The 23,870-nt window shown below is 42.2% G+C and carries 25 protein-coding genes and 1 tRNA gene; 24 read left to right on the top strand and 2 right to left on the bottom strand.

Translation table 11 applies throughout. The annotated features are described in order from the left end of the window. Positions 1-673: 673 nt before the first annotated feature. The 12 genes from rpmH to MHI27_RS30645 all read left to right on the top strand — a co-directional run bounded on the left by rpmH (position 674) and on the right by MHI27_RS30645 (position 12,099). The gene (rpmH, locus tag MHI27_RS30700; protein WP_039295761.1) at positions 674-808 is read left to right on the top strand and encodes a 50S ribosomal protein L34; all 135 of its coding nucleotides are present in this window, start codon (positions 674-676) and stop codon (positions 806-808) included. Positions 809-1,099: 291 nt separating this feature from the next. Beyond that, the gene (gene rnpA, locus MHI27_RS30695; protein WP_042193070.1) at positions 1,100-1,450 is read left to right on the top strand and encodes a ribonuclease P protein component; all 351 of its coding nucleotides are present in this window, start codon (positions 1,100-1,102) and stop codon (positions 1,448-1,450) included. Positions 1,451-1,536: 86 nt separating this feature from the next. After that, positions 1,537-2,403 carry a YidC/Oxa1 family membrane protein insertase gene (locus MHI27_RS30690; RefSeq protein WP_042193068.1) on the top strand — a complete coding sequence of 289 codons (867 nt, stop codon included), beginning with the start codon at positions 1,537-1,539 and terminating at the stop codon, positions 2,401-2,403. Beyond that, positions 2,400-3,134, top strand: a complete 735-nt coding sequence (jag, locus tag MHI27_RS30685; RefSeq protein WP_042193066.1) for an RNA-binding cell elongation regulator Jag/EloR — start codon at positions 2,400-2,402, stop codon at positions 3,132-3,134. The genes MHI27_RS30690 and jag overlap by 4 nt, the downstream gene beginning before the upstream one ends. Positions 3,135-3,243: 109 nt before the next feature. Continuing rightward, positions 3,244-4,620, top strand: a complete 1,377-nt coding sequence (gene mnmE, locus MHI27_RS30680; RefSeq protein WP_042193063.1) for a tRNA uridine-5-carboxymethylaminomethyl(34) synthesis GTPase MnmE — start codon at positions 3,244-3,246, stop codon at positions 4,618-4,620. Positions 4,621-4,658: 38 nt separating this feature from the next. Next, on the top strand, positions 4,659-6,545 hold the full coding sequence (gene mnmG, locus MHI27_RS30675) for a tRNA uridine-5-carboxymethylaminomethyl(34) synthesis enzyme MnmG (protein WP_042193060.1): 1,887 nt from the start codon (positions 4,659-4,661) through the stop codon (positions 6,543-6,545). 3 nt (positions 6,546-6,548) lie between these two features. Beyond that, a complete protein-coding gene (gene rsmG, locus MHI27_RS30670; RefSeq protein ID WP_042193058.1) occupies positions 6,549-7,274 on the top strand; it encodes a 16S rRNA (guanine(527)-N(7))-methyltransferase RsmG in 726 nt (241 codons plus the stop codon). A 411-nt stretch (positions 7,275-7,685) separates the two neighbouring features. Next, on the top strand, positions 7,686-8,501 hold the full coding sequence (noc, locus tag MHI27_RS30665) for a nucleoid occlusion protein (RefSeq protein ID WP_042193056.1): 816 nt from the start codon (positions 7,686-7,688) through the stop codon (positions 8,499-8,501). Between the two features lie 209 nt (positions 8,502-8,710). After that, positions 8,711-9,472 (top strand): ParA family protein, encoded by a 762-nt coding sequence (locus MHI27_RS30660; protein ID WP_042131728.1) that lies wholly within the window; start codon positions 8,711-8,713, stop codon positions 9,470-9,472. Next, entirely contained in the window at positions 9,465-10,307 is an 843-nt protein-coding gene (locus MHI27_RS30655) for a ParB/RepB/Spo0J family partition protein (RefSeq protein ID WP_042193054.1), read from the top strand. The genes MHI27_RS30660 and MHI27_RS30655 overlap by 8 nt, the downstream gene beginning before the upstream one ends. 110 nt (positions 10,308-10,417) lie before the next feature. Continuing rightward, the gene (locus MHI27_RS30650; RefSeq protein WP_405175337.1) at positions 10,418-11,578 is read left to right on the top strand and encodes an aminotransferase class V-fold PLP-dependent enzyme; all 1,161 of its coding nucleotides are present in this window, start codon (positions 10,418-10,420) and stop codon (positions 11,576-11,578) included. A gap of 20 nt (positions 11,579-11,598) precedes the next feature. Then, entirely contained in the window at positions 11,599-12,099 is a 501-nt protein-coding gene (locus MHI27_RS30645; RefSeq protein ID WP_042193049.1) for a DUF4446 family protein, read from the top strand. On the opposite strand, the gene yyaC is transcribed toward MHI27_RS30645, so the two are convergent. Next, entirely contained in the window at positions 12,074-12,679 is a 606-nt protein-coding gene (yyaC, locus tag MHI27_RS30640) for a spore protease YyaC (protein ID WP_042131724.1), read from the bottom strand. The genes MHI27_RS30645 and yyaC overlap by 26 nt on opposite strands. A 118-nt stretch (positions 12,680-12,797) precedes the next feature. Between yyaC and MHI27_RS30635 the strand changes: the two genes are divergently transcribed. The 4 genes from MHI27_RS30635 (at position 12,798) to MHI27_RS30620 (ending at position 14,439) form a co-directional block, all read left to right on the top strand. Next, positions 12,798-13,049 carry a DUF3343 domain-containing protein gene (locus MHI27_RS30635; RefSeq protein WP_341059105.1) on the top strand — a complete coding sequence of 84 codons (252 nt, stop codon included), beginning with the start codon at positions 12,798-12,800 and terminating at the stop codon, positions 13,047-13,049. A gap of 15 nt (positions 13,050-13,064) precedes the next feature. Further along, complete coding sequence (locus MHI27_RS30630; RefSeq protein ID WP_405175336.1) at positions 13,065-14,093, top strand: mechanosensitive ion channel domain-containing protein; 1,029 nt, start codon at positions 13,065-13,067, stop codon at positions 14,091-14,093. Further along, positions 14,093-14,305 carry a DUF951 domain-containing protein gene (locus tag MHI27_RS30625; protein WP_405175335.1) on the top strand — a complete coding sequence of 71 codons (213 nt, stop codon included), beginning with the start codon at positions 14,093-14,095 and terminating at the stop codon, positions 14,303-14,305. Before MHI27_RS30630 ends, MHI27_RS30625 begins: the two co-directional genes overlap by 1 nt. Before the next feature lie 43 nt (positions 14,306-14,348). Further along, positions 14,349-14,439, top strand: a tRNA-Ser gene (locus MHI27_RS30620). 382 nt (positions 14,440-14,821) lie between these two features. Here MHI27_RS30620 and MHI27_RS30615 read toward each other — a convergent pair. Further along, complete coding sequence (locus tag MHI27_RS30615) at positions 14,822-15,019, bottom strand: YjzC family protein (RefSeq protein ID WP_042131720.1); 198 nt, start codon at positions 15,017-15,019, stop codon at positions 14,822-14,824. 215 nt (positions 15,020-15,234) lie between these two features. On the opposite strand from MHI27_RS30615, the gene rpsF reads away from it, so the two are divergent. From rpsF to MHI27_RS30575, 8 genes are all read left to right on the top strand, one after another. Beyond that, positions 15,235-15,519, top strand: a complete 285-nt coding sequence (gene rpsF / locus MHI27_RS30610; protein ID WP_036677776.1) for a 30S ribosomal protein S6 — start codon at positions 15,235-15,237, stop codon at positions 15,517-15,519. Positions 15,520-15,567: 48 nt separating this feature from the next. Continuing rightward, a complete protein-coding gene (gene ssb / locus MHI27_RS30605) occupies positions 15,568-16,074 on the top strand; it encodes a single-stranded DNA-binding protein (protein WP_036677780.1) in 507 nt (168 codons plus the stop codon). A 21-nt stretch (positions 16,075-16,095) separates the two neighbouring features. Next, entirely contained in the window at positions 16,096-16,368 is a 273-nt protein-coding gene (rpsR, locus tag MHI27_RS30600; RefSeq protein WP_036651767.1) for a 30S ribosomal protein S18, read from the top strand. Positions 16,369-16,918: 550 nt separating this feature from the next. Continuing rightward, positions 16,919-18,871 (top strand): endonuclease MutS2, encoded by a 1,953-nt coding sequence (locus tag MHI27_RS30595; protein ID WP_405175334.1) that lies wholly within the window; start codon positions 16,919-16,921, stop codon positions 18,869-18,871. A gap of 191 nt (positions 18,872-19,062) precedes the next feature. Continuing rightward, on the top strand, positions 19,063-20,793 hold the full coding sequence (opp4A, locus tag MHI27_RS30590) for an oligopeptide ABC transporter substrate-binding protein (RefSeq protein WP_405175333.1): 1,731 nt from the start codon (positions 19,063-19,065) through the stop codon (positions 20,791-20,793). A 74-nt stretch (positions 20,794-20,867) separates the two neighbouring features. Continuing rightward, positions 20,868-21,812: a D-alanyl-D-alanine carboxypeptidase family protein gene (locus MHI27_RS30585; RefSeq protein WP_339244147.1), complete on the top strand. Its 945-nt coding sequence runs from the start codon at positions 20,868-20,870 to the stop codon at positions 21,810-21,812. 315 nt (positions 21,813-22,127) lie between these two features. Further along, positions 22,128-23,168, top strand: a complete 1,041-nt coding sequence (locus MHI27_RS30580) for an LCP family protein (RefSeq protein ID WP_179085792.1) — start codon at positions 22,128-22,130, stop codon at positions 23,166-23,168. 193 nt (positions 23,169-23,361) lie between these two features. Continuing rightward, positions 23,362-23,787, top strand: coding sequence for a CBS domain-containing protein (locus tag MHI27_RS30575; RefSeq protein ID WP_042193039.1), 426 nt, complete (start codon positions 23,362-23,364; stop codon positions 23,785-23,787). Positions 23,788-23,870: the final 83 nt, after the last annotated feature.

Genomic DNA, 23,870 nt, shown 5'->3' with positions numbered 1-23,870 from the left:
AGACTGTCACTCCTTTAAATCTTCCAAATGTGGCATCAGCCATGAAGTGGAAATGTCGAAGAAAATAGGTTGGTGCTGATATTTATCCCCAGTAGGCAATATGAAGAGACAAAAAAATATGGATAAATTTGATTTGTTCACAACTTTATCCACAGCTTGTTGATAATTAAGAGAACAAACAAATCTATTCACATTCAAAAGTAATACCATCATAGCAAAACGCCCCTTATTTTTCAATGAGCAGGGCTATTTTATCCACAAATTCAAGCACTTGTGTACAATTATTAGGAACACCACTACATATTGTTGATAATTTGTTTACGGTTCGACACTTTACGCCAAAGCTTCGATAATTTTATACACAGGTTGTGCTCATCTGTGAGTAGTCGACTTTATTTTTTGATCACAGGTGGATAACTGTCATATCTTGTGGATTACTTTTTTTCTAATGGGAGTTGTGGATAAGCGGCTTGAATTAGAGGGAGGGTCTGGAGCCAGCAGTAGGTTGACTTTTGCGCATAAAATATGTTTAAATATATAAAGGTGTTTTCTGTAAGGATATGTCTCGATAATTAAATGATGATTCATGTAGATACTGTCCCTACTATAAGGACGGCTTAGACCGTTTCTGCTTATATGACAGTAATTAAGTTCCTGTAAGGGAGGTGCAATTATGAGACCGACATTTAGACCAAATGTGAGCAAACGCAAGAAGGTTCACGGTTTCCGTAAAAGAATGAGCACGAAAAACGGCCGTAAAGTGCTGGCAGCTCGCCGCTTGAAAGGCAGAAAAGTTTTGAGTGCGTAAGTTAGGCCACTAAGGGACCACTCCGGTGGTCTTTTTTTACTGCTTTTTATTATTATTTGCTCTGCAAACGACTAGGATCTCGCTTAATGCGCTAGCTACACTTTGCGGGGCTATTTAACGTATATACAGAATTATTTTGTGAGAAGTTGAGAATATTTTTCTTTCTATAATATAGAAGGGAAATTTCAGCGTTGTAGTCGCGGTCGTTTATGGCGACATCCAAATGACTATACTATTAGAAGAAAAAAATTCGGAACGATACTTTTAACCGGATTTATGAAGGAGATTCCCGTGCACAAAAAGTTACGATTACGAAACCGTGCCGACTTCAGTCGTGTATATCGCCATGGGAAGTCATTTGCGAATCATCAATTTGTAGTGTATTGGTTTAGCAAAAAAGAGGTAGAGCGATTTAGAGTTGGGGTATCGGTCAGTAAAAAGGTTGGAAACGCGGTTGTCCGTAACCGAATGAGAAGATTGGTGAAGGAAATCGTTCGTCATCATGAACCTGAAATTGCAGGTGGACTCGATATGGTGTTTATCGTAAGAAAAGGAGCGCTTTCCATGGAATACGCAGAGCTCGAAAAAAGCGTGCTGCATGTACTGCGCAAAGCCAAGCTACTCAAGGCTTCCCGCAAATAAAGGACGCATAAGAGGCTTGTTTATTTGTATTCATAATTATGGTATGATTTACGGTGGAATGGAATGTTCAAGAGAGGGGTTTTGAAGTGTCTCTAATGAAGACTAGACGGGGAAAATGGTTTCTCCTCATCACAGTGATGGTGTTGTCGTTAGCTGTTCTGTCGGGATGCGCTCCGTCAGCTGCTGTTACGCACACTACGGAGGATTTAAAGAATGGAGGCTTCTGGCAAAGTAATGTAGTGTATTATTTCGCCATTGCCTTGGACAAGTTTGCTGATTGGTTTAACGGAGAATATGGTTTAGCCGTACTTGTGATGGTTATTATTGTCCGCACGTTGATTCTTCCGCTTACGATTAAACAGGTGAAGAGCTCGCGGGCAATGCAAGCCATTCAACCGGAACTCCAAAAGATCCAGAAAAAATATAAAGACACACCTGAAAAGGTGCAGCAAGAAACGATGCGTTTGTTCCAAGAGAATAAGGTTAATCCAATGGCGGGTTGTTTACCGCTGATCGTACAAATGCCTATCTTTATCGCTCTCTACAACTCGATCTACTATAATCCACATCTACGGGAGCACTCCTTCTTATGGCTGGAGCTAGGTAAGCCGGATCATCTGTTTATCTTACCAGTGCTTGCAGCATTAACAACATTTATACAAACTAGAATGATGACTAAAATGAACCCGATGCAACAACAAGGGCCAATGCAGTTCATGATGATGATCTATCCAGTTCTGATTTTCGTTATGTCCTACAACTTCCCAGCAGCATTGCCGCTATACTGGGTTTACAGTAACATTTATACTATTGTTCAGAACTATTTCTTATATCGCAACAACGATAAACATAAATTGGCAATCGCAAGTGCTGTGAAAAGTACAGATGACTCAACTGCTGTGAAGAGCAAAGGCGGCAGTAAAGCATCGAAGGGAGCCAAAAAGTCAAAATGAGCAAAGTCGTCGCAACAGGGAAAACCATTGAAGAAGCTGTAGAACGGGGACTAACCCAGCTTGGAGTTCAAAAGGACCGGGTAACGGTCAACGTACTTGAGCAGCCATCAAGAGGATTCCTGGGATTGATCGGTGCGAAAGGTGCCAAGGTTGAGTTAACCTTGATAGCCGAAGCCGCACCGGCATCAGCGGCGAGTGCTCCGTCACTGCCTCAGCAGTCAACAAGAGAGAGCAAACAGGAGGCTAACGGCGGTGTGCCACGCCAAGATTCCGGACAACCGGTGGAGGAAGCTTACCAAGAAGCCGTTCATTTCATTGTGGATGTCGCTAAGAGCATGGGGCTCGAAGTGGAAGTCGAAATCGTCCACACTAAGGAATCCACGATTCTGCAGATATCAGGTCCAGATTTGGGACTGTTGATTGGTAGAAGAGGACAAACTCTCGATGCTCTGCAGTATTTGGCTAATATCGTAGCTAATCGTTACTCCGACAGTTTTATACGGCTTGTGCTAGATGCGGAGAACTTCCGTGAGCGGCGTAAAAAAACTCTCGAAGAGCTGGCTGATCGTTTAGCCAGTCGTGTCATTCGGACTCGTAAAGAGGTAGTACTGGAACCGATGTCACCTCAGGAGCGGAAAATTATTCACTCCAGATTACAGGATCATCGGCAAGTGAATACCCTTAGTAAGGGCGAAGAGCCAAATCGCCGCGTCGTTATAACTTTGAAGTAAAGACTATATGATGCAATGACTCCTTGACCAATGTAAGGGGTCATTGCTTTTTTAACAATATAAGACCGTTTATGATCAAAAAAATATAGGTTTTGGGGTGAAAAACAGCATGCTTAGTGACACCATTGCTGCCGTATCGACGGCATTAGGCGAGGGAGGAATTGCTATTATTCGGGTAAGTGGCCCTCAGGCTATTTCCCAAGTGGCGCCTTTGTTTCGTAGCCGAGTTCCGTTAACTGAAGCGGAATCGCATACCGTTCATTATGGGCATATCGTTAGTCCGGATAACGGAGAGAAGATGGAAGAAGTACTTGTAACCGTAATGAAGGGCCCACGTTCTTTTACGACCGAGGATGTAGTAGAGATCAGTGCTCATGGTGGTGTAATTTCTGTAAGAAGGGTGATGGATTTACTTCTTCAGCAGGAGATAAGGTTAGCCGAGCCAGGTGAGTTCACCAAGCGTGCTTTCTTGGGTGGACGTATTGATTTATCACAGGCTGAGGCGGTTATTGATCTCATTCGCTCGAAGTCGGATCGTGCGTTTTCTGTGGCTTTAAAGCAGGTTAGTGGATCATTGTCGGATCGAATTCATGCTTTGCGCCATACACTTATTGAGATGCTGGCTCATATCGAAGTAAATATAGATTATCCAGAGCATGATGTAGAATCCATGACAGCTGAATTTATTAAAGATAAAAGCAGTGAAGTGATGGAAGGAATCACAAAGCTTCTTAAGACTTCTAATGAAGGAAAAATTCTTCGTGAGGGGATAACGACAGCTATAGTTGGTCGTCCCAATGTTGGTAAATCTTCTTTATTAAACGCGTTAGCACGTGATAACAAAGCGATTGTAACAGATATTCCCGGAACAACACGTGATGTCATCGAAGAATATATAACGATAAACAACATTCCGCTTAAGCTGCTTGATACGGCGGGAATTCGTGAAACGATGGATGTAGTGGAGAAGATTGGCGTAGAACGTTCCAAGGCGGCAGTTAGTGATGCGGATCTGATTCTACTTGTGCTAAATGCTAACGAAGAGCTGCATGAGGACGAATTGGCATTGATGGAACAAATCCACGGTAGACAATGCCTAGTGATCATGAATAAAATGGACTTACCGCCCAAACTAGATAAGGATAAGTTGCTCTCGTTCTTTGAGGAGTCCAACATCGTACCGATGTCCGTTCTGGAAGAGGAAGGTCTAGACAAACTTGAAGATGCCATTTCGACACTCTTTTTTGGTGGAAAGCTGGAATCGGGTGACTTGACATATGTAAGTAATGTGAGACATATTGCACTGCTTAAAAAAGCCTATAAATCACTACAGGATGCATACGATGCGGCGGAACAGTATATTCCAATTGATATGATTCAAATCGATGTACGGCTAGCATGGGAACAACTCGGTGAAATTATAGGCGATACGGCAGCGGACTCGTTGTTAGATCAAATATTCTCACAATTTTGTTTAGGAAAATAGGTTTTACATTTTAATATAACATTAGGGGGAAACAGGACATGAGTTATGATGGAGGCAACTATGACGTAATCGTCATTGGCGCCGGTCATGCCGGTTGCGAAGCAGCTCTAGCGTCAGCACGAATGGGCTGCAGCACGTTGATGATCACAATTAACCTGGATATGGTTGCATTCATGCCCTGCAATCCGTCCATAGGCGGACCTGCCAAAGGACATGTGGTGCGTGAGATTGATGCGCTAGGCGGAGAAATGGGCCGTAATATAGATAAGACTTTTATTCAGCTTCGTATGCTTAACACAGGGAAGGGACCTGCGGTGCATGCATTGCGTGCACAAGCTGATAAGTTCTTGTACCAACATACAATGAAGGAAACGATGGAGAAAACGCCTAATTTGACGCTTCGTCAAGGGATGGTTGAGCGTTTAATCGTTGAGGATGGACGTTGTGCGGGTGTAGTTACGAAGACAGGAACGGAATACCATAGTAAGACTGTTATCCTGACTACAGGTACTTACCTGCGTGGTAAGGTGATCATGGGTGAACTGACATATGAGAGTGGACCTAACAATCAACAGCCATCAGTGAAGCTATCTGAGAATTTGCGGGAGCTTGGTTTTGAATTGGTACGTTTTAAGACAGGTACACCACCACGTGTACATCGCGATACGATCGATTTCTCGAAGACAGAAATTCAACCCGGCGACGATGAGCCTAAATTCTTTTCGTTTGAAACGAAATCATCCAACAATGAACAGCTTCCTTGTTGGTTAACTTATACCTCTGAGGTTACTCATCAGATTATTAATGACAACCTTCATCGTGCGCCGATGTTTACGGGTATTATTGAAGGAACAGGTCCACGTTATTGCCCATCTATTGAAGATAAAGTAGTAAGATTTAGTGATAAATCTAAGCATCAGATCTTTTTAGAGCCAGAAGGAAAAAATACATCGGAATACTATGTACAAGGTCTGTCGACTAGTCTTCCTGAGGATGTACAGCTGGCGATTCTGCGTTCCATCCCTGGTATGGAAAAGGTAGAGATGATGCGTAACGGCTATGCTATTGAATATGATGCAATGGTTCCTACACAGCTATGGCCATCTCTTGAAACTAAACGTTTACCTGGTCTTTTCACTGCTGGACAAATCAATGGTACTTCCGGTTATGAAGAAGCAGCTGGCCAAGGTGTAATGGCTGGAATTAATGCAGCACGCAAAGTGCAAGACAAAGAACCCGTAATCTTAGATCGTTCACAGGGATACATTGGTGTACTCATTGATGATCTGGTGACTAAGGGCACTAATGAACCTTATCGTCTGCTTACTTCACGTGCAGAATATCGTTTGTTGCTTCGCCATGATAATGCAGATCTAAGACTTACACCTATCGGTTACGACATTGGTTTGATTACACAGGAACGTTTCGATAACTTCACGGATAAAAAAGAACGGGTGGAGCGTGAAATTGTTCGTCTGCAAGAGACAAAGGTTAAACCTGTTGAGGTAAACCATGTACTAGCGCAATATGAATCGGCACCTATTGTAGACGGCAGTAATTTGCTTGTTTTGATGCGGCGTCCAGAGCTTGTATATAGCTTCGTAGATCAAGTCTCGCCATCACCGGAAATGCTGGATGCAGAAATGAAGGAGCAAGTGGAAATCCAAATCAAATATGCCGGATATATTGAAAAACAGCTCCAACATGTGGAGCGCTTGCAAAAGATGGAGAAGAAGAAAATTCCAGATGACATTAATTATAATGAAATCCATGGATTAGCGATGGAAGCGCGGCAGAAGCTGACTAAGATCCGTCCAATCTCTATCGGGCAGGCTTCTCGGATTGCGGGAGTCACACCTGCCGACATTTCTATTCTCCTCGTATATCTCGAGCATTACAACCGGGTAACCGCGGCGAAAGGATAATCTATGGATAATACGGAAGTTCAATTCACACAGCTTTTACAAGAAAGAGGCATTACACTTACAGCAGAACAATTGGAGCAATTCGATCTTTACTATAAGGAACTCGTATCCTGGAATGAAAAAATGAATCTCACTGGAATAACAGAGCGTGAGCAGGTTTACACGAAACATTTTTATGATTCGATCTCTCTAGCCTTTTTCCTTAATATCAATGAGATAAACAATTTAGCAGATATCGGTTCGGGAGCCGGGTTTCCAGGCATTCCGCTTAAAATTTGTTTTCCACATTTGAAGCTGACGATCATTGATTCACTGAGTAAAAGAATCTCTTTTCTACAGCATGTCTGTACTACGTTGAAATTAACGGATGTGCAATTGATTCATGGTCGTGCGGAGGATATTGCCCGGCAATTCAAGCATCGTGATGCCTATGATTTGGTGACTGCGCGTGCGGTGGCAAGATTATCCTTGTTGAATGAATTTTGTCTTCCTTTTACACGTAAGGATGGAGTTTTCGCTGCCATGAAGGGAAGCGATCCTTCTGAAGAATTAGATGAGGCAAAGTACAGCTTAAAGGAACTTCGTGCTCAACTCGGCAAAGTAGATTCTTTCAGCTTACCTGTGGAAGAGTCGGCGCGACATATTGTCATTATTCGTAAGACAGGTGCCACTCCTTCTAAGTACCCACGAAAAGCGGGAATTCCTGCCAAAACACCACTTATCAAATAATGTTTCACGTGAAACATTATAGATTGGAAAATATATTTAAGGTCATCCTCATTTTAGAGGGTGACCTTTTTTTGAGTGGAATTAGGATAACGATCTCAAATGAACTTTAATTAAAAGATAAACTAAATTGATATGTTTATTAAGCGGCTATCATTATGAAAATGCAGGAAAAATAGGTCTTTACGGAGAATATGATTATGTAGAGAAAAGTGATAGAATAGCATAGTAGACTTTTAATTTTGTATATAACTCCTTCTCTGTACTCTTGTTCGAAAGAAGGAGAGATTATGATGCCTGATAGCTGCAGGCCATTTCATAATATCAGAATGTTTTTTATTGCTGTACGATACGCTTTCCGAGAAGAGGGTCAAGAAGATCGTACTATAACGAAATTAGGTGGTTATGAACGGAATGAAAGAACAATTTACCAAGCTATTTGGATTTACCGAGCGGAGCAGCGGAGAAGAGATTAAACAAATACCAGTTCATGAGGTCATTAGCAGTCCTTACCAACCACGGACGATATTCGATGACGACAAGATCGATGAGTTGTGCCAGACGATTAAAACTCATGGGGTCATTCAACCCATAGTTGTACGCATGCGAGATTCCGTGTACGAGATCATTGCAGGTGAACGACGCTGGCGTGCGGTCAAAAAGCTTGGTTTAGAGACGATTCCAGCCATTGTTCGTGAATTCAATGATTCACAGGCCGCATCTATTGCGCTTATAGAAAACTTACAGCGTGAGGGCTTGACCTCTATTGAAGAAGCTGTTGCTTATCAAAAGTTAATTGATCTTCATCAATTGACGCAAGAAAGCTTAGCACAACGACTAGGTAAAAGTCAGTCTACCATAGCTAATAAAATTCGCTTACTTAATTTACCTGAAGAGGTTAAGATGGCGTTAATGGAGCGTCAGATTTCTGAAAGACATGCACGTTCATTATTATCACTCGATAGTGTGGAGATGCAACTGAAAGTGTTGGCAGAAATCATTTCAAAAGGCTTAAATGTTAAACAAACAGAAGCTCGTATTGCTTTCTACAAACAAGTCTCACAAACTAAAAAATCAAAGCGGGTCTCCTATACCAAGGATGTTCGTCTAGCTCTTAATACAATTCGTCAATCTATTGATATGGTGTCAGGCTCAGGGATGGAAATCAAAACGTCAGAAAATGACCGTGGTGACCATTACGAGATTGTAATCCAAATCCCCAAAAGATAAATTGTTTCAAAAGCTGAAGGCGGCCTTGAGGTGATTGGCCGCCTTTGGTGTGGCTAGAACCGGGATGTGTTGGCCAGGCCTGTAATTTAAAGTTCCAGTATATAATAGTTGTCTATATTCTTCATAAAGTGTGACGCTATATCAGCGTCAGGAACATTTGTACTTGCGATCTACGAGAAGATTCTTCCTAACTATTCGAGGTGAAATAAGTGTCCAAGATTATTGCCATAGCAAATCAAAAAGGCGGTGTCGGTAAAACAACAACCTCCGTGAACCTAGGTGCCGGTATGGCTACATTAGGAAAAAGAGTGCTTCTAGTTGATATCGATCCTCAAGGTAACACTACTAGCGGCGTTGGCGTCAACAAGGCGGACGTGGCGAATTGTATATATGACATTCTTATAAATGAGGTAAATCCTCTAGAAACCATACTGGAAACTCAAAATGAAGGACTGCATATCATTCCGGCGACCATTCAATTAGCGGGTGCGGAAATCGAGTTAGTATCGACGATTTCCAGAGAGCTAAAGCTAAAAAAGGCGCTGAATGCGGTTAAAAACAATTATGATTATATTATCATCGATTGTCCTCCTTCACTTGGCATTTTAACAATCAATTCCCTTACGGCGGCGGATTCGGTAATCATCCCGATCCAGTGTGAATATTATGCGCTTGAGGGTTTGAGTCAGCTCTTAAACACCGTTCGTCTGGTGCAAAAAAATCTCAATCCGCATCTGAAGATAGAGGGAGTATTATTGACTATGCTTGATGCCCGGACCAATCTGGGAATTCAAGTGATAGAAGAGGTTAAGAAGTATTTCCAAGAAAAAGTATATAGAACGATTATCCCTCGGAATGTCCGGTTAAGTGAAGCGCCGTCACATGGACAATCCATTATTACTTATGATCCTCGCTCTAAAGGAGCGGAAGTGTATTTAGAGTTGGCAAAGGAAGTGATTTCTTATGAGTAAACGATTAGGAAAAGGTCTGGATGCGCTAATTCCATCTTTATCAATTAATGAAGATGATAAAGTAGTTGAGATCCCTTTAGCTCAACTTCGGGCTAATCCATATCAACCGCGCAAAGATTTTAATGAAGAGGCCATTCAAGAACTAGCAGAATCTATCAGACAACATGGCGTGATTCAGCCGATCATTGTTCGTAGCGTATTGAAGGGGTATGAGATCATTGCCGGCGAACGCAGATTCCGTGCCTCGCAATATTGTGGCAAAGCTACAATTCCAGCAGTCGTTAGAAATCTTAGTGATCAGCAAGTCATGGAGATTGCATTAATCGAGAACTTGCAACGTGAGAACCTAAATGCAATGGAAATTGCAGTGGCTTACCAAGGCCTAATGGATCAGTTTTCACTTACGCAGGAAGAACTCTCGCTCAAGGTAGGAAAGTCCAGATCTCATATCGCCAACTTCCTGAGATTGCTTTCTTTACCTGAAGAAGTAAAAGAATATGTTTCACGTGGAACAATGTCAATGGGGCATGCGCGGGCAATTGTTGCTTTAAAGGATCCAGAAGTGATTAAACAACTGGCCGAACAATGCGTGGAACAACAGTGGAGTGTAAGAGAGCTAGAAGAAACAGTGAAGAACTTGGACCGAAAACCTACTAATGGAGTTAAAGTCAAAGTTGTTAAACGTGATCCCTATATTGATAATGTAGAGGAAGTATTGCGTGAACGTTTTAAAACAACAGTGAAAATAAAACAGGGTAAGGAAAAAGGGAAGATTGAACTGAACTACTATAGTGCTCAGGATTTAGAAAGATTGTTGGAATTATTGGGTAACTAAATGGGTATCTATGCCAAGAACATATCCTGAGATATCCTTAATCGGATAATTAGGGGTATGTTTTTTTGAATAAGTTGATTAAAAAAGGGTAATAGACGAGGAGCGAGGTTATGGAAGACTTCGTATATCTGGATCATGCAGCTACTTCCTGGCCTAAACCACCAGAGGTTGCAACTGCGATGTTGAATGCTCTGCAGTCAGGGGCAAATGCTGGTAGAGGTAATTACTCGCTAGCGATAGGAAGCGGTCGAGTGTTAGTAAAGACGCGGAGTGTGCTGGCGGGATTGTTCGGTGTATCTAATGCGCAAAATATAGCTTTTACCCATAATACTACGATGAGTTTGAATATGGCGATCAGAGGGACGCTTAAAGTGGGAGATCACGTGATTTCAACGATGACAGAACACAATTCTGTGAGACGGCCGCTGGAATACTTGCGTAAGACACTAGGGATAAAAGTTGATTATCTAAAAGTGGATCGTGAAGGGCAATTGGATTTAAAAGAACTCAAAAATGCTTTCCAGCCGAATACCAAAATGGTGATCTGCAATCACAGCTCTAATTTACTAGGAAGTATACTCCCTATCGGTGATATTGGCGATATCGTTAAATCGCATGGTGCTGTATTTCTGGTGGATGCTGCTCAAAGCGCAGGTTCAATTGATATTGATGTTAAAAAAATGAATATAGACTTGTTGGCATTTCCGGGGCATAAAGGACTACTTGGACCACAAGGAACCGGCGGACTTTATATATCACCTGAATTGGACCTGGAACCCCTGATGCATGGAGGAACTGGTAGTCAATCGGAAAACAGTGAACAGCCCTCTGTTCGTCCAGATCGGTATGAAGCGGGAACGCAAAATACGGTAGGGATTGCCGGTTTACTAGCAGGTGTTCAAAAGGTACAATCTTTAGGGACGAGCGTTATTCATGAGAGAGAGTGGGCGTTAACTCAAAGACTGATGGAGGGGTTGTCCCACATCCCGAACATTAGACTATTAGGGCCCTCACTAGGGGCGCCAAGAACCGGTATTGTATCGTTTGTAGTGGATGGAGAAGAGTCAGCAAATATCGCTCATCGCCTAGATCGTGATTATAAAATAGCGGTTAGAGCGGGCATGCATTGTACCCCTTTAGCACATAAAGCGGTTGACACGATAGAGAGTGGTGCTGTTCGGGCGAGTGTAGGTGTAGATACGACAGAGCATAATATAAGCAAAATGCTGGCTGCTATGGATGAGTTATATGGCAATGCCCGCAGCAGATGAATAAAAAGGATGGTCCATTCATGTCTGAATTAAATCAATTAATTAGTGAGCAGTTGCAGTGGTTTGTGTTTGGTTTTACAGTAATTATGTTGGTGCTGATAATCACTGTGATCGCCCAGGGGGCTAAGCTGCGTGCTATGCGGCGTAAATATGAGGCCATGATGGCTGGGAGCGGTGTGGAGGATCTGGAAGGCCTTCTAATTGATCTGAAGAACCAAAGCGACATGCTGGAAGAAGAACAACGTGAGCAAAAAACCGTATTAGAAGCAACTCAAACTAGAATGCGTGGCATGAAGTCCAATATTGCGCTGAAGCGTTATAATGCCTTTGGTGAACGTGGCAATGATCTGAGTTTCTCAGTGGCTATACTGGATGACAACAGTAGTGGTATTGTATTAACCAGTCTTCATAATCGTGAGAATTCTTACATTTACTCTAAACCTATGCAGAATGGCGAATCACAATATGTCTTATCACCTGAAGAAAAAGAAGTTGTTACTCTCGCGTTGCAGCGGACCTAGCATGAAGATTCCACTGCTTTAAGGCAGAATATAGACTCGTAGCTATAATATCAGATAATCGCATAACTAAACTTAATCGCGTGTTCTGTAATACAAAATACTCCATAAAGCCGCCGACATTAACGATTCCCGTCAAATGGATATCACCTACCGGCGGCAATTGTTTATTTACGCCAGCACCTGGTCTCAAAGGCCCTTCAACGACTTGGATGCATCCTACACTAGTAGAGTGACCTAAACAAGCATCTATACCGATGATAAAGGGGTTACTATATCTTTCGTTGATTAGGGATAGAGTTTCCTCAAGGTTAACGGCATGGACAGGCTCCTCAAGAGTTCCATATAAATGAAACAGCGGACTATGAAAACGTGACAATGCAGTGCCAACAAGAGGGCCAAGAGAGTCTCCTGTGGATCGGTCCGTACCTACACAAATGACGACAATCTGTGTTTCCGGGCGTGTACGTGCAAAGTGAAACAGTAGCCGGTGGGTAATAGCAGAATAGATATCGGGATCGGTATGTGATATTTTTAAACAGGACGTTTCTTGCGCTGATGTAGCTTTGGATGAAAAATTCATACCATCTTCCTTTCTGAAGTTGATTCTATTTGATGGTATCTAGTATATGGATAGAAGAGGGGTTTTATACTACAGCGGCAAGAGATAGGACGATAAACCTATGGGAGGCGTAACGTATATGCAGGAAGAGATGTTGATCGCGTTTGACTCTACCCAGCAGGCGCTTCGTGCTGAAATGCTGCTTGAGTATGCGGAAATTGAAATTGATATATTTCCAACCCCGAAAGAGATCACGGCAGGATGCGCGATATCGATCCAGTTTTATCAAAGTGCACTGGAAGAGGTACAAAGGATAGTAACGGAACAGAATATCGAAATACGCGGCATCTACGGAAAAGACAACGAGAACTACATACTGATTGAGAGGTAGGGAGGACTATACAATATGAATAGGTGGATATTAGAGGCTACTACTCCCGGTGATGCTGTAAAAGATGCCTTGCGTTTTAAAGATAAGGTGTGGAATTGGTTTACCGATGCTGATATGTGGGCCAATGTCTTATTCTCAGGACTACGAATTCTTATTATTTTTCTCTTAACTAGGGTTATTATTAAGATTGTTTCTAACATTATTGATCGTTCGCTTGAACGTAAAACGGGTGGCAGAATTCTGTCTAACACACGAAGGTTTACTACGGTAGGGGAATTGATGAAAAATGTAGTAACGGTTATCTGTAATTTTGTGATGATCATGCTCATTCTTTCAGAGTTCCACTTCGATTTAGCACCCTTGTTGGCCGGAGCAGGTGTACTTGGTCTGGCAGTAGGTTTTGGAGCACAAAGTCTGGTGAAGGATGTTATTACAGGGTTCTTTATTATTTTGGAGGACCAATTTGCGGTTGGTGATGTAATTCAGACAGGTACTTATAAAGGGACTGTAGAATTAATCGGATTGCGAACAACAAGACTGTTAAGTGCAACCGGAGAAGTATTTATTATCCCTAATGGACTAATTACGAATGTGACGAACTATTCTCTTTCCAATGCATTGGCTGTAGTTGATGTTCCTGTTAAAATGGAGCGAAGCTTGGAAGTCACGTTAGGATTAATTGGCGAGGCGCTAAAAGGAATAGAACAGCGTAACTTCAATGTGCTTGCTTACCCTAATGTGCTCGGAATACAGTCCATGAGTACCTCGGAATATGTGATTCGTATAGCTGCCAGCTGTGCTCCTAATGCAAGAGATGCAGCGGAGAGACAAATTCAAAACGACATAAAGCAGGCATTAGAGAAACAGAGCATGCTGGAACTGGCTCAAGCTGAAGAAGAAGCACGTAAGAAGGCAGAGGCAGAGGCGAAGGCTCAAATAGATCTTGCAAAAACAGAACATGCACTAGAAGTTACAGGGTCGGCAAGCACTGGATCAAGACGGCAAATCGCAGCTACACAAGAAGGAGAAGAGGGGGAAGAATAGTGGAACGTAAAGTTTTTCAGCTTGGGGATATAGTGCAAATGAAGAAGCAGCATCCTTGTGGATCTAATGAGATGGAAATCATTCGCATGGGGATGGATATCCGAATTAAATGTACAGGCTGTCAGCATAGTGTTCTGATTCCCCGTGCTAAATTCGAGAAGAATATGAAGAAGGTACTGCGCTCTACGGAGGAAAATACAGACAATAATTAAGCTTGCAAATGGCATGTCTGCATGATACAATTATTTTTGCTGCGGAGAGGTACCCAAGAGGCCCAAGGGGGCTGACTCGAAATCAGTTAGGCGTGTCAAAGCGTGCGTGGGTTCGAATCCCACCCTCTCCGCCACTTCAGCATATATAACATTTAATGAATCCTTCGTTCCTGTAACGGAGGTTTTTTTGTGTCTATAGTAGCCGATATACAGGATAATATATAACGCAAAAAGAAGGGCCCTTTCGGGTCCTTCTTCAGGAGGCAGTACATCAATGATGTTTGGAATTTCTCTGTTTATAGCGACTAAAGTGATTTAGGCGTTGCTGAGGCTAATGCTTTTTTAAGGCAATAACCCACTACTCTTCCCAGCTTACAATAGATGCTGAATCAGATCTCCTGTGATTGTGTTCGTCTACGACGGCCAACGGAACCACACCTCTCTTTTGTACTGCCTGAGTATAGTATGTGTAATGTCGTTTTTTTTATACACATTTATTTTTTTAATATGTTCGAACTAGTGTACGCGTGCTTTTTCAACCTTTTTCCACTTTCGATTTTTGTTGGTGGTCTCAGGAAAGGTATCCCCTTTTTCCATTTTAATGTGCTGTGGATTCGAAATCTCAGTATGGAAGCTTCGCGCTTCGCCTACCTCTGTATACATGCCTGGATTGGGGGCTTTGTCGCCTTCTTCATATTCCGTCTTCTCACCCATTATTATTCCTCCTTTTTTAGTGTAGATGAATTCGTAATTATTGTGCGCAGGTAGTGATTTTTTCATGTAAAAAGAGGGGGAAGAGTTGTCCTGTATTAATATTGCTTGCACTCTGCTGTTCATTTTGGTATATTAATCAGGTGCGAGTCTATGTTTGTGCTCGTTCCTTGCTCCTGACGTGATTAGGGGCCTCAGACCATAAGGAGGTGAAAATTATGCGCAAATATGAAGTGATGTACATTATTCGTCCTGACATTGAACAAGAAGCCGTTCAAGCAGCAGTCGATAAATTCCAAGGCATCATCTCCAATGGCGGGGAAATTACAAAGCACGAAGTGCAAGGTAAACGCCGTCTTGCGTATGAGATCAAGAAATTCCGTGATGGCGTTTATGTTTTGGTTAACTTCAATGCAGAACCTGCAGTAGTTACTGAATTAGAACGTCTTATGAAGATTTCTGACGAAGTTATTCGTTATCTCATTACGAACGACGTTGCTTAAGATCTTGACAAGCTTTGTAATGAATCGCTCTAAAGGAGGGGACCAGAATTGTTGAACCGTATCATTTTGATCGGACGGTTGACCCGTGACCCGGAACTTCGTTATACTCCCGCTGGTGTTGCCGTAACGCAATTTACGCTAGCCGTAGATCGTAACTTTACGGGCCAGAACGGTGAACGTGAGGCAGACTTCATCCCGGTTGTAACCTGGAGACAGCTAGCAGAAACCTGTGCCAATTACTTGCGCAAAGGTCGTCTGACAGCAGTGGAAGGACGCATCCAAGTGCGGAATTATGAGAATAACGAAGGCAAACGTGTATACGTAACTGAAGTTATTGCTGATAATGTTCGTTTCCTGGAATCTTCACAGAGCCGTGAAGGTGGAAATACTTCAAGTGGTGCAAGTAGTATGCCTGAAGAGCCAGCATATGGTGGCGGTGGTAACGCTGGACGCGGAAATAACAACAATAATTTCTCGCGTAACAACAATACTCAAGATCCTTTTTCGGGCGATGGTAAACCGATTGATATATCGGATGATGATTTGCCATTTTAATTAGGAAGGACTGAAAAGAATATGGCTTTTAAACCAAGAGAAGGCGCTGACAACGACAAAAGACCAGCACGTCGTGGTGGACGCAACAAGCGTAAAAAAGTTTGCTTTTTCACTGTGAACAAGATTACTCACATTGATTATAAAGATACCGAACTTCTTAAGAAGTTCATCAGCGAACGTGGAAAGATTTTGCCACGTCGTGTAACAGGTACAAGTGCAAAATACCAACGCGCTCTTACCATTGCTGTAAAACGCTCGCGTCAAATCGCGTTGCTTCCTTACACAACGGAATAGGACGTTTTATAAAAGCAGTCGGGAAACCGGCTGCTTTTTTTGTATGCAAAAAAGGAAGCATTAATAGTAGGGTAAGCATGAAATCGAATTATTTGGGCGTTGAATCGTTTGACGTTGGCACTTTATTATGTTAAATTACAGCTATCCTATAACTAAAGGGGAAATTTTGATGTCGGTGACCGTTCTTAACTAGCAATTTCATAACACTTGATTAGGAAGACTTTAGCAGGCTTGTCATGAGGCGATTACGTGCTCTATTTGAGTTCGTATTATGCAGCAGTCTGTTGTTCCTTACGGGTGGATGATTTAGTTAAGAACACACGAAGCGTCAAATGGCCTCTTTACGGCTGTTGTTCTCTTTGTAATTAACCGTGCTCTTATTGCACGGTTTTTTTGTTTTTCGGCACCTGTTCTCATTTCGGGGCCTTAGGACGATAGAGGGCATCAGTATAAAAAGAAGGGCAAGGACTGCCATAGTGGCATTCTTTGCCCTTCTTTGCGTTATGGAGAATTAGGTCCAAACCAATAGAGATTTGAAGGAGGATTTGCTGTGAATTTACAAAGTCTAAACACGCTGGAATACGAAATCATTAAAACAGAGCTTGGGCGCCACGCAGTATCTTATGTAGGAAAAAAAGCTGTAGAAGAGCTTATGCCAATGACCTATTTGCCGACGATTCAAAGAGCAATGGAGGAAACTTCTGAAGCTAAAGAACTGCTGGAACGAGGATCGAGTGTACCCATTCCTTCATTAGAAGGCATTGAGTGGATCATGTCATTAATGGGGACTGGATATTTGTACAGTGAGCAAGATTTCACTGCGGTTGCTACATTTCTTAAGAGCTGTAGTCAACTGCGCAAATATATGGCCTCTAAAGAACAGAGTGCTCCACGGATTGCTGCATATGCATCCTCGTTGATGGAGTTAAATCACGTGAGGGAGGCTATTGATCGTTGTATCCGTTTTGGTGCGATTGATGATGGAGCAAGTAAGGGTTTAGAGCGAGTTCGTAAACGGATTGTAGTGGCTAAAGAACGTCTTCATAAAAAAATCGACGGAATTATGTCACGCCATCAATCGATTTTGCAGGAGAATATTTATAGTCAGCGAGGTGGGCGTTACGTTATCCCCGTAAAACGGGAATATCATAAACAAATAAAAGGATCGGTGCTTGATCAATCCACAAGTGGACAGACGGTGTTTATTGAACCAGACGAGATCGCTGCTCTCCAAATTGAGCTTGATTTACTTTTGGGTGAAGAGGCGCGAGAAGAAGCCGTAATCCTCAGCATGCTGACTAGCTTGGTAGAACAGGAACAGGCTGCCCTGCACCTTAATATTGAGGCTACGGGCACGTATGATTTTATTTTTGCTAAAGCTAAATATGCACGAACGCTGGGGGCATCTTCTGTTACGCTGAATGCGAAAGGCTTTCTAAAGATGAATGGAGGCATGCATCCCATGCTGAAGGGGATGATTCCGATCAATCTGGAGGTTGGTAAGGGGTATAAATCCCTCATCATTACAGGCCCAAATACAGGTGGTAAAACTGTGGTCCTTAAGACACTAGGGCTGCTGACGATCATGGCTCAATCGGGGCTGTTGATTCCGGTCGAGGAGGGTAGCGAATTCACTGTTTTTACGGATGTAATCAGTGTAATTGGCGACGGACAAAGTCTGGCACAATCACTCAGCACATTCTCGGCGCAAATGAAGAGTATTGAGGGAATGCTGAGAGATGCATCTAAAGGGGTGCTGCTGCTCATTGACGAGCTGGCGGCTGGTACGGATCCCGGGGAAGGCATTGCGCTCTCTATCGCGATTCTGGAAGAGCTGAGCCGTAAAGGGGCGAATATTATTGTTACTACACATTTTAATGAGCTAAAAGCCTTTGCAGCCGCAACGACGGGCTTTCAAAATGCGCGAATGGAATTTGATAAAGAAACGCTACAGCCGTTGTATCGATTGACGATTGGAGAAGCGGGGGAAAGTTACGCTCTGCAGATCGCTAAAAAGCTGGGGATACAGGATAACGTTATTAAGAGATCATGGGAAATCGTAGAGGCGCAGCAACTAAGGCTACAGAAAGGCAGCGGAGAGGCATGGGGAAATCTTTTCAGCAAAGATGGAGAACAGGAATATGATGCACTTCCAGTAGAGGAACATGGCAATGCAGAAGAAGAGGCTACTCCATCTGACCGCAGCAAGGAGAAGCTGATTCAATTTGAAATTGGAGATGCAGTTGTGGTAACGTCACTCGGCCGCACAGGGATCGTTTATGAGAAGAGAGATCATTTAGGAATGGTTGGGGTGATGATCCAGAAGCAAAAAATGAAAATTAACCATAAGCGGTTGAAGCCCTATCTTTCAAAAGAAGAGCTATACCCGGAGGAATATGACTTTGATATTATTTTTGAGAGTAAGGATACACGTAAAAAGCGCAAGTTGATGCAGCGTAAGCATGTTGAGGGTTTAACGATTACGCACAGAGATGAAGAATAGATTCAATGAAGATCTGTCCACGAGACAGGTCTTTTTTTATAGATATAACGAAATAAGTGAATTTCAAGCAGGAGTAAAGGCCTAGGGCTTAGAAGTTATTGTAACCACCATAAAACTTTGTTACAGTAAAAATATTTATGTTCCATAACTTAAATGTAGATATACGTTCAACTAGAGAAGGGAAGAAACACATGAATAATAAGAAAATATGCAGGTTGTTGTTAACGCTGCTCGTGATGGCAACTCTATTGTCAGCATGTAGTAGAACAACTTCTAGCAGTAATCCATTATCTTCGCGCCATAATATAGTAGACGATAAGCCACAAGCTGGTGGAGTAGTTACCTACGGATTCTCCTCACCATTTACGGGTTTGTTTGAGCCTGCTTTTTATGAAGGTGAAGATGATTTTCATGTGCTGGAGTTTATTACTGAGCCGATGTTTCAGGTAAATGATGAACTAGTGACGGTTCCTAATATCGCCTCTTGGCAGGAATCTGATGATCATAAAGTATTTACCTTTAAAATTAAACCGGGAATCCGTTGGCATAACGGTGATGAATTAACGGTAGAGGATTGGAAATTCGCAATTGAAACTATTGCTAGTCCAGATTACACGGGCTCGCATTATTATAGTGTTGAAATGATTCAGGGTGCAGAGGCCTATCATGAGGGAGAAGCGAAGGGCATATCCGGATTGAAGGTTATAGATCCTTATACTTTGAAAATAACTGTAACTGCTGCACGGGTAAACACCATCGATAGTCTGTGGCCCTATCCGATGAATAAAAAATACTATACTGGAATTGCTGTTAAAGATATGCCTGAAAGTGACCAGATGCGAAAATCTCCTATAGGTATTGGCCCTTTTGAGGTTGAACATATTCAGCCTGGCCAGAGGGTAGAAATGAAACGTTTTGATCAATATTACAAGGGCAAAGCGCTATTGGATGGGATAGTGTATAAGGTATTTGACGATAAGGAAGTGGCTGAACGCTTTCAAACAGGAGAGATTGACATAGAGTCAGCCCCTCGGGATGCTTATGATGATCTAAAAGAACTGGATAATATTAACATCCTGCAAACTGCTGAGCTAGGCTATGAATATATAGGTTTTAAATTCGGGCATTGGGATAAGGAAACCGAGACCATCGTAATGGATAACCCTAAATTTGAAGACAAAAGATTACGGCAAGCTATGTATTATGCTTTAGATCGTGAAGGGATCATCAAAGCATATTCCCACGGTTTAGCTGAGCCTGTAGAGACTCCAATATCTAGCACTAGCTGGGCGAAGATCCCTGATACTGAGATTAATGCTTATCTGTATAATCCTACAAAGGCCAAGGAACTGCTGGATGCTGCTGGGTTCTTGGATCTAGACGGTGATGGATTACGGGAAGATCCAAAGGGCCAAAAGCTGATGATCCATTTTGATTCTATGCTAGGCAGTCAAACAGCAGAGCTACGTACTAATGCCATTTTAAGAAATTGGCGTGATGTTGGACTCGATGTACAGCTGAACGGTGGAGCATTAAAGGAATTCCATGCTTTCTACGACGCAGTGGAAGTCGATGATCCGTCTATCGAACTATTTTACGGAGTATGGGGGTTAGCGAGTGATCCCGATCCAACAGGTCTATGGAGAGAAAATGATCTATGGAACTATCCCCGTTGGTCTTCCGAGCGGAATGAAGAGCTGATTCGTGAAGGCGTAAGTATGAAGGCATACGATATGGATTATCGTAAAGAAATATACTATGAGTGGCAGAAGCTGGTTAATGAAGAGGTGCCTATGATCTTTTTTGCCGAACGAAAAGCGATAGTTCCAGTAAATAAGCGCCTACAGGGCGTTCGCGTGAATTCTATGAGTACGATTATAGACCCTTATAAATGGTGGATTAAGGAAGAGGACGAAAAATAAAATAATAATTTTTTGTGAAAAGTGAAATCAAATTGTAGTTTCATTCGTCATATATAGTATGGAGGATGACGACGATGAAGAGACGGATAGTAGTGGGGGCAATCGCAGCTGTATTAGTCGTTGTCTTAATTGCGGTATGGAGGCCAACTGGGCTTGGTTTTAAACCGAATATTGACGCGGAATCAGCAGTGCTTCTAGATATGGATACCGGAGATATATGGGTGGATATTAATGGTGATGTACCCATGCCACCGGCCAGTGTATCTAAATTAATGACAGAAATGATTGTGCTGGATCAAATCTCCTCTGGAATGATTAGATGGGAGGATAGAGTCCCAATTAGTGCCTATGCAAGTAAAATGGGCGGCACAAGTCTCTCATTGAAGCGGGGAGAATTCTATACTATAAGAGAATTATTCGAAGGAGTCACTATTTATTCTGCCAACGATGCTACTGTTGCATTGGCTGAGTATATGGCTGGTTCAGAAGCCTCTTTTGTGCTCATGATGAACGACAAGGCACATAGTCTAGGCTTATCTTCTCGTACAATATTTACTAATGCAACGGGACTATCAGGTAAGGATCTTGGTTTCACTGATCCGAATATGCATATCAGCGGTGAGACTATGATGACAGCTCGTGATACCGCTAAATTGGCTGCCGCACTAATCTATCATCATCCGGATATTCTCAATATTTCCAGCCGTACACAAATGCATTTGAAGAATAAGGGGCTATATGTAAGTAATAGCAATTTCATGTTGCCAGCTATGGGTGGCATTTACGCTTATGAGGGTACAGACGGTTTAAAGACTGGACACAATAACCGGGCAGGGTACTGTATTGCAGGCTCGGCTCAGCGGGATGGGCATAGGCTTATTGCAGTCGTTATGGGGGCAAAGACTTATGAGAGCCGATTTGAAGGGGCAGCAAAATTATTTGATTACGGATTTTTCCGTGGTTTACAATCCGGTGATCGGGTTAAACATATGATGAATCCGCTCAGAATTAGGAACTAAAGTCGGAGCGCCATACCAGTATTTATTACTTGGTTTGGTGCTTTTTCCCTATTCATGTCGTTATTTGTGGTTTCTTTTTATCCATTTAGTGATTACAATAGAAATATTGTTTTAGTGCACATTATTTTAGAACCGCAAAAAACTTTTTTTCTATAATTTTGAATGACCTGAATTTCTTGAAAGGGGGGACAATAAGATAATGGAATAAGGGTCAGTTGATCGCCGTGAGAAATAAAGTCATGACTGCCTGATAAAGATTCAGGAAGCATTATATATATGGCAAGCAATTATTCTACAATAAAGAAGGAATCAAAAATGAAGGAATCAAAGATGAAAAAAATAAAGAAAAGATATATCGCCCTCATTGTTCTTGTTGTTATTATAGCGGGAGGCTTTCTGTTTCGTAATTCCCTGGCTGTATTAGCCTTTGACCTCTTTTTGTCTGATCGGGTTGAAACTAAGCTAAAGGAAGAATCTTACCAGCCGCTTAAGGATGATAATAAGGTTAAGCCAGAACCGGTTGTGTACAAGAGCGATCCGTTCTCAATTATGTTGCTAGGTACAGATCAACGTGATAATGAAACGGCACGTTCAGATACCATGATGTACGCTGTTGTTCGGCCTGAGGACTATAAGATCCTGCTCATTTCTATTCCGCGTGATACGTATACGGAAATTATAGGTCATAAGGATAATAAAAAGGATAAGATTACACATGCCTATGCTTTTGGGGGGCAACAGATGGCCAAGGATTCTCTAGAAGCTCTGCTTGGTCATGATATTCAATATTATGCGACAATAAATTTCCAAGGACTCAAGGATGCTGTAGATGCTATTGGAGGCGTTCCGCTGCCGATTAAGAAAGACATTGTGAACAAGGGTAAGGATCATGAAAAGTTTACAATTGAAGCTGGAAAGTCGCTTTATAACGGACAAGAAGCACTGAACTATACGCGTTATCGTGAGGATAGTGACTTTAATCGTACCAAACGCCAACAGGTTTTTATTGATGTTGTAGCGAATAAAATGTTATCGATCAGTCAAATTGGCAACATTCCGAAGTTGCTGGATATTATGGGAGATAATTTCAAAACCGATATAGAGCCTTCGATGATCATTAGTCTAGCCAAAAAATTCATGGGCGGAAAAGGCATGGATATCTCAAGCTTCACAGTTATGGGTGAAGGTAAACGTATGGATGGTGTTTACTATGATATCGTTGATGAAGAGGATTTGAGTGAAGCTAAGGCGATGATCGACAACTGGATGAGTGCAGCAACACCTGTAGATCAACTAATTGAGCCGGGAAAAGCAAGCAATGCACTGGAGCCTAAATCAACAGCAGTTACGCAATAATTCTAAAGTGGAGTTCAAACTCATATAATTAATTGCAGCAGCCATTCACATTCTTATGGCTGCTGCTTACTGTCTTCATGCTATAATGTATTGGAACGATTATTAAGCTGCCACGTATTAATAATTTTGCATGGTAGTAAAAGGAAGTTAAAGAACCGTAATTCCTTCGGAACTCTTTGAGGAGGATCAAGAGATGAATATTGCATTTTTTTTACTTCCGAAACAGGAAGTCGCTTGCGTAACGATCGATTCAACGCTACGCCAAACGTTGGAGAGGATGGAGTATCACCGTTATACGGCTGTCCCTATTCTGAACCGAAATGGAGAATACGCTGGTACGGTTACAGAGGGTGATCTGCTCTGGTATATGAAGGAATCCGAGGGCAAGGTTACTTTCGAGAACGCTTCAAAATTCTTGCTTAAAGATTTGCCGTTGAGGATGAATAACAGACCTGTCTCGATTGATGCGGATATGGAAGATCTGATTAATTTGGCTAAGGTACAGAACTTTGTTCCTGTAGTCGATGATATGAACCGGTTTATTGGCATCGTTCGCCGGAGTCAAGTCATAGAATATTGTGAGAAATTTGTATCAAAACAATCTCAAGAGTCATTATAGCCCAATTTATTCGCGGTAATAGAAGCAATCGGAACAAGGCCTGTATTTCCGGCGATAACGGAAAGCAGGTCTTTTTTAAAAAT

It is taken from the genome of Paenibacillus sp. FSL H8-0261, from assembly GCF_045040645.1.
Lineage (GTDB): Bacteria > Bacillota > Bacilli > Paenibacillales > Paenibacillaceae > Paenibacillus_AQ.
Note: the sequence above shows the minus strand (reverse complement) of the source record. Positions and strands in the feature narration are given on the sequence as shown.

Coding starts and splice junctions, on each gene's coding strand:
- MHI27_RS30575 (WP_042193039.1), top strand. CDS start 23,362: ATGAATATTGCATTTTTTTTACTTCCGAAACAGGAAGTCGCTTGCGTA.
- yyaC (WP_042131724.1), bottom strand. CDS start 12,679: ATGAATTTTTCATCCAAAGCTACATCAGCGCAAGAAACGTCCTGTTTA.
- noc (WP_042193056.1), top strand. CDS start 7,686: ATGAAAGAACAATTTACCAAGCTATTTGGATTTACCGAGCGGAGCAGC.
- jag (WP_042193066.1), top strand. CDS start 2,400: ATGAGCAAAGTCGTCGCAACAGGGAAAACCATTGAAGAAGCTGTAGAA.
- MHI27_RS30635 (WP_341059105.1), top strand. CDS start 12,798: ATGCAGGAAGAGATGTTGATCGCGTTTGACTCTACCCAGCAGGCGCTT.
- rpmH (WP_039295761.1), top strand. CDS start 674: ATGAGACCGACATTTAGACCAAATGTGAGCAAACGCAAGAAGGTTCAC.
- rpsF (WP_036677776.1), top strand. CDS start 15,235: ATGCGCAAATATGAAGTGATGTACATTATTCGTCCTGACATTGAACAA.
- MHI27_RS30645 (WP_042193049.1), top strand. CDS start 11,599: ATGTCTGAATTAAATCAATTAATTAGTGAGCAGTTGCAGTGGTTTGTG.
- rpsR (WP_036651767.1), top strand. CDS start 16,096: ATGGCTTTTAAACCAAGAGAAGGCGCTGACAACGACAAAAGACCAGCA.
- MHI27_RS30655 (WP_042193054.1), top strand. CDS start 9,465: ATGAGTAAACGATTAGGAAAAGGTCTGGATGCGCTAATTCCATCTTTA.
- MHI27_RS30585 (WP_339244147.1), top strand. CDS start 20,868: ATGAAGAGACGGATAGTAGTGGGGGCAATCGCAGCTGTATTAGTCGTT.
- rsmG (WP_042193058.1), top strand. CDS start 6,549: ATGGATAATACGGAAGTTCAATTCACACAGCTTTTACAAGAAAGAGGC.
- MHI27_RS30580 (WP_179085792.1), top strand. CDS start 22,128: ATGAAGGAATCAAAGATGAAAAAAATAAAGAAAAGATATATCGCCCTC.
- MHI27_RS30615 (WP_042131720.1), bottom strand. CDS start 15,019: ATGGGTGAGAAGACGGAATATGAAGAAGGCGACAAAGCCCCCAATCCA.
- mnmG (WP_042193060.1), top strand. CDS start 4,659: ATGAGTTATGATGGAGGCAACTATGACGTAATCGTCATTGGCGCCGGT.
- MHI27_RS30630 (WP_405175336.1), top strand. CDS start 13,065: ATGAATAGGTGGATATTAGAGGCTACTACTCCCGGTGATGCTGTAAAA.
- mnmE (WP_042193063.1), top strand. CDS start 3,244: ATGCTTAGTGACACCATTGCTGCCGTATCGACGGCATTAGGCGAGGGA.
- MHI27_RS30650 (WP_405175337.1), top strand. CDS start 10,418: ATGGAAGACTTCGTATATCTGGATCATGCAGCTACTTCCTGGCCTAAA.
- opp4A (WP_405175333.1), top strand. CDS start 19,063: ATGAATAATAAGAAAATATGCAGGTTGTTGTTAACGCTGCTCGTGATG.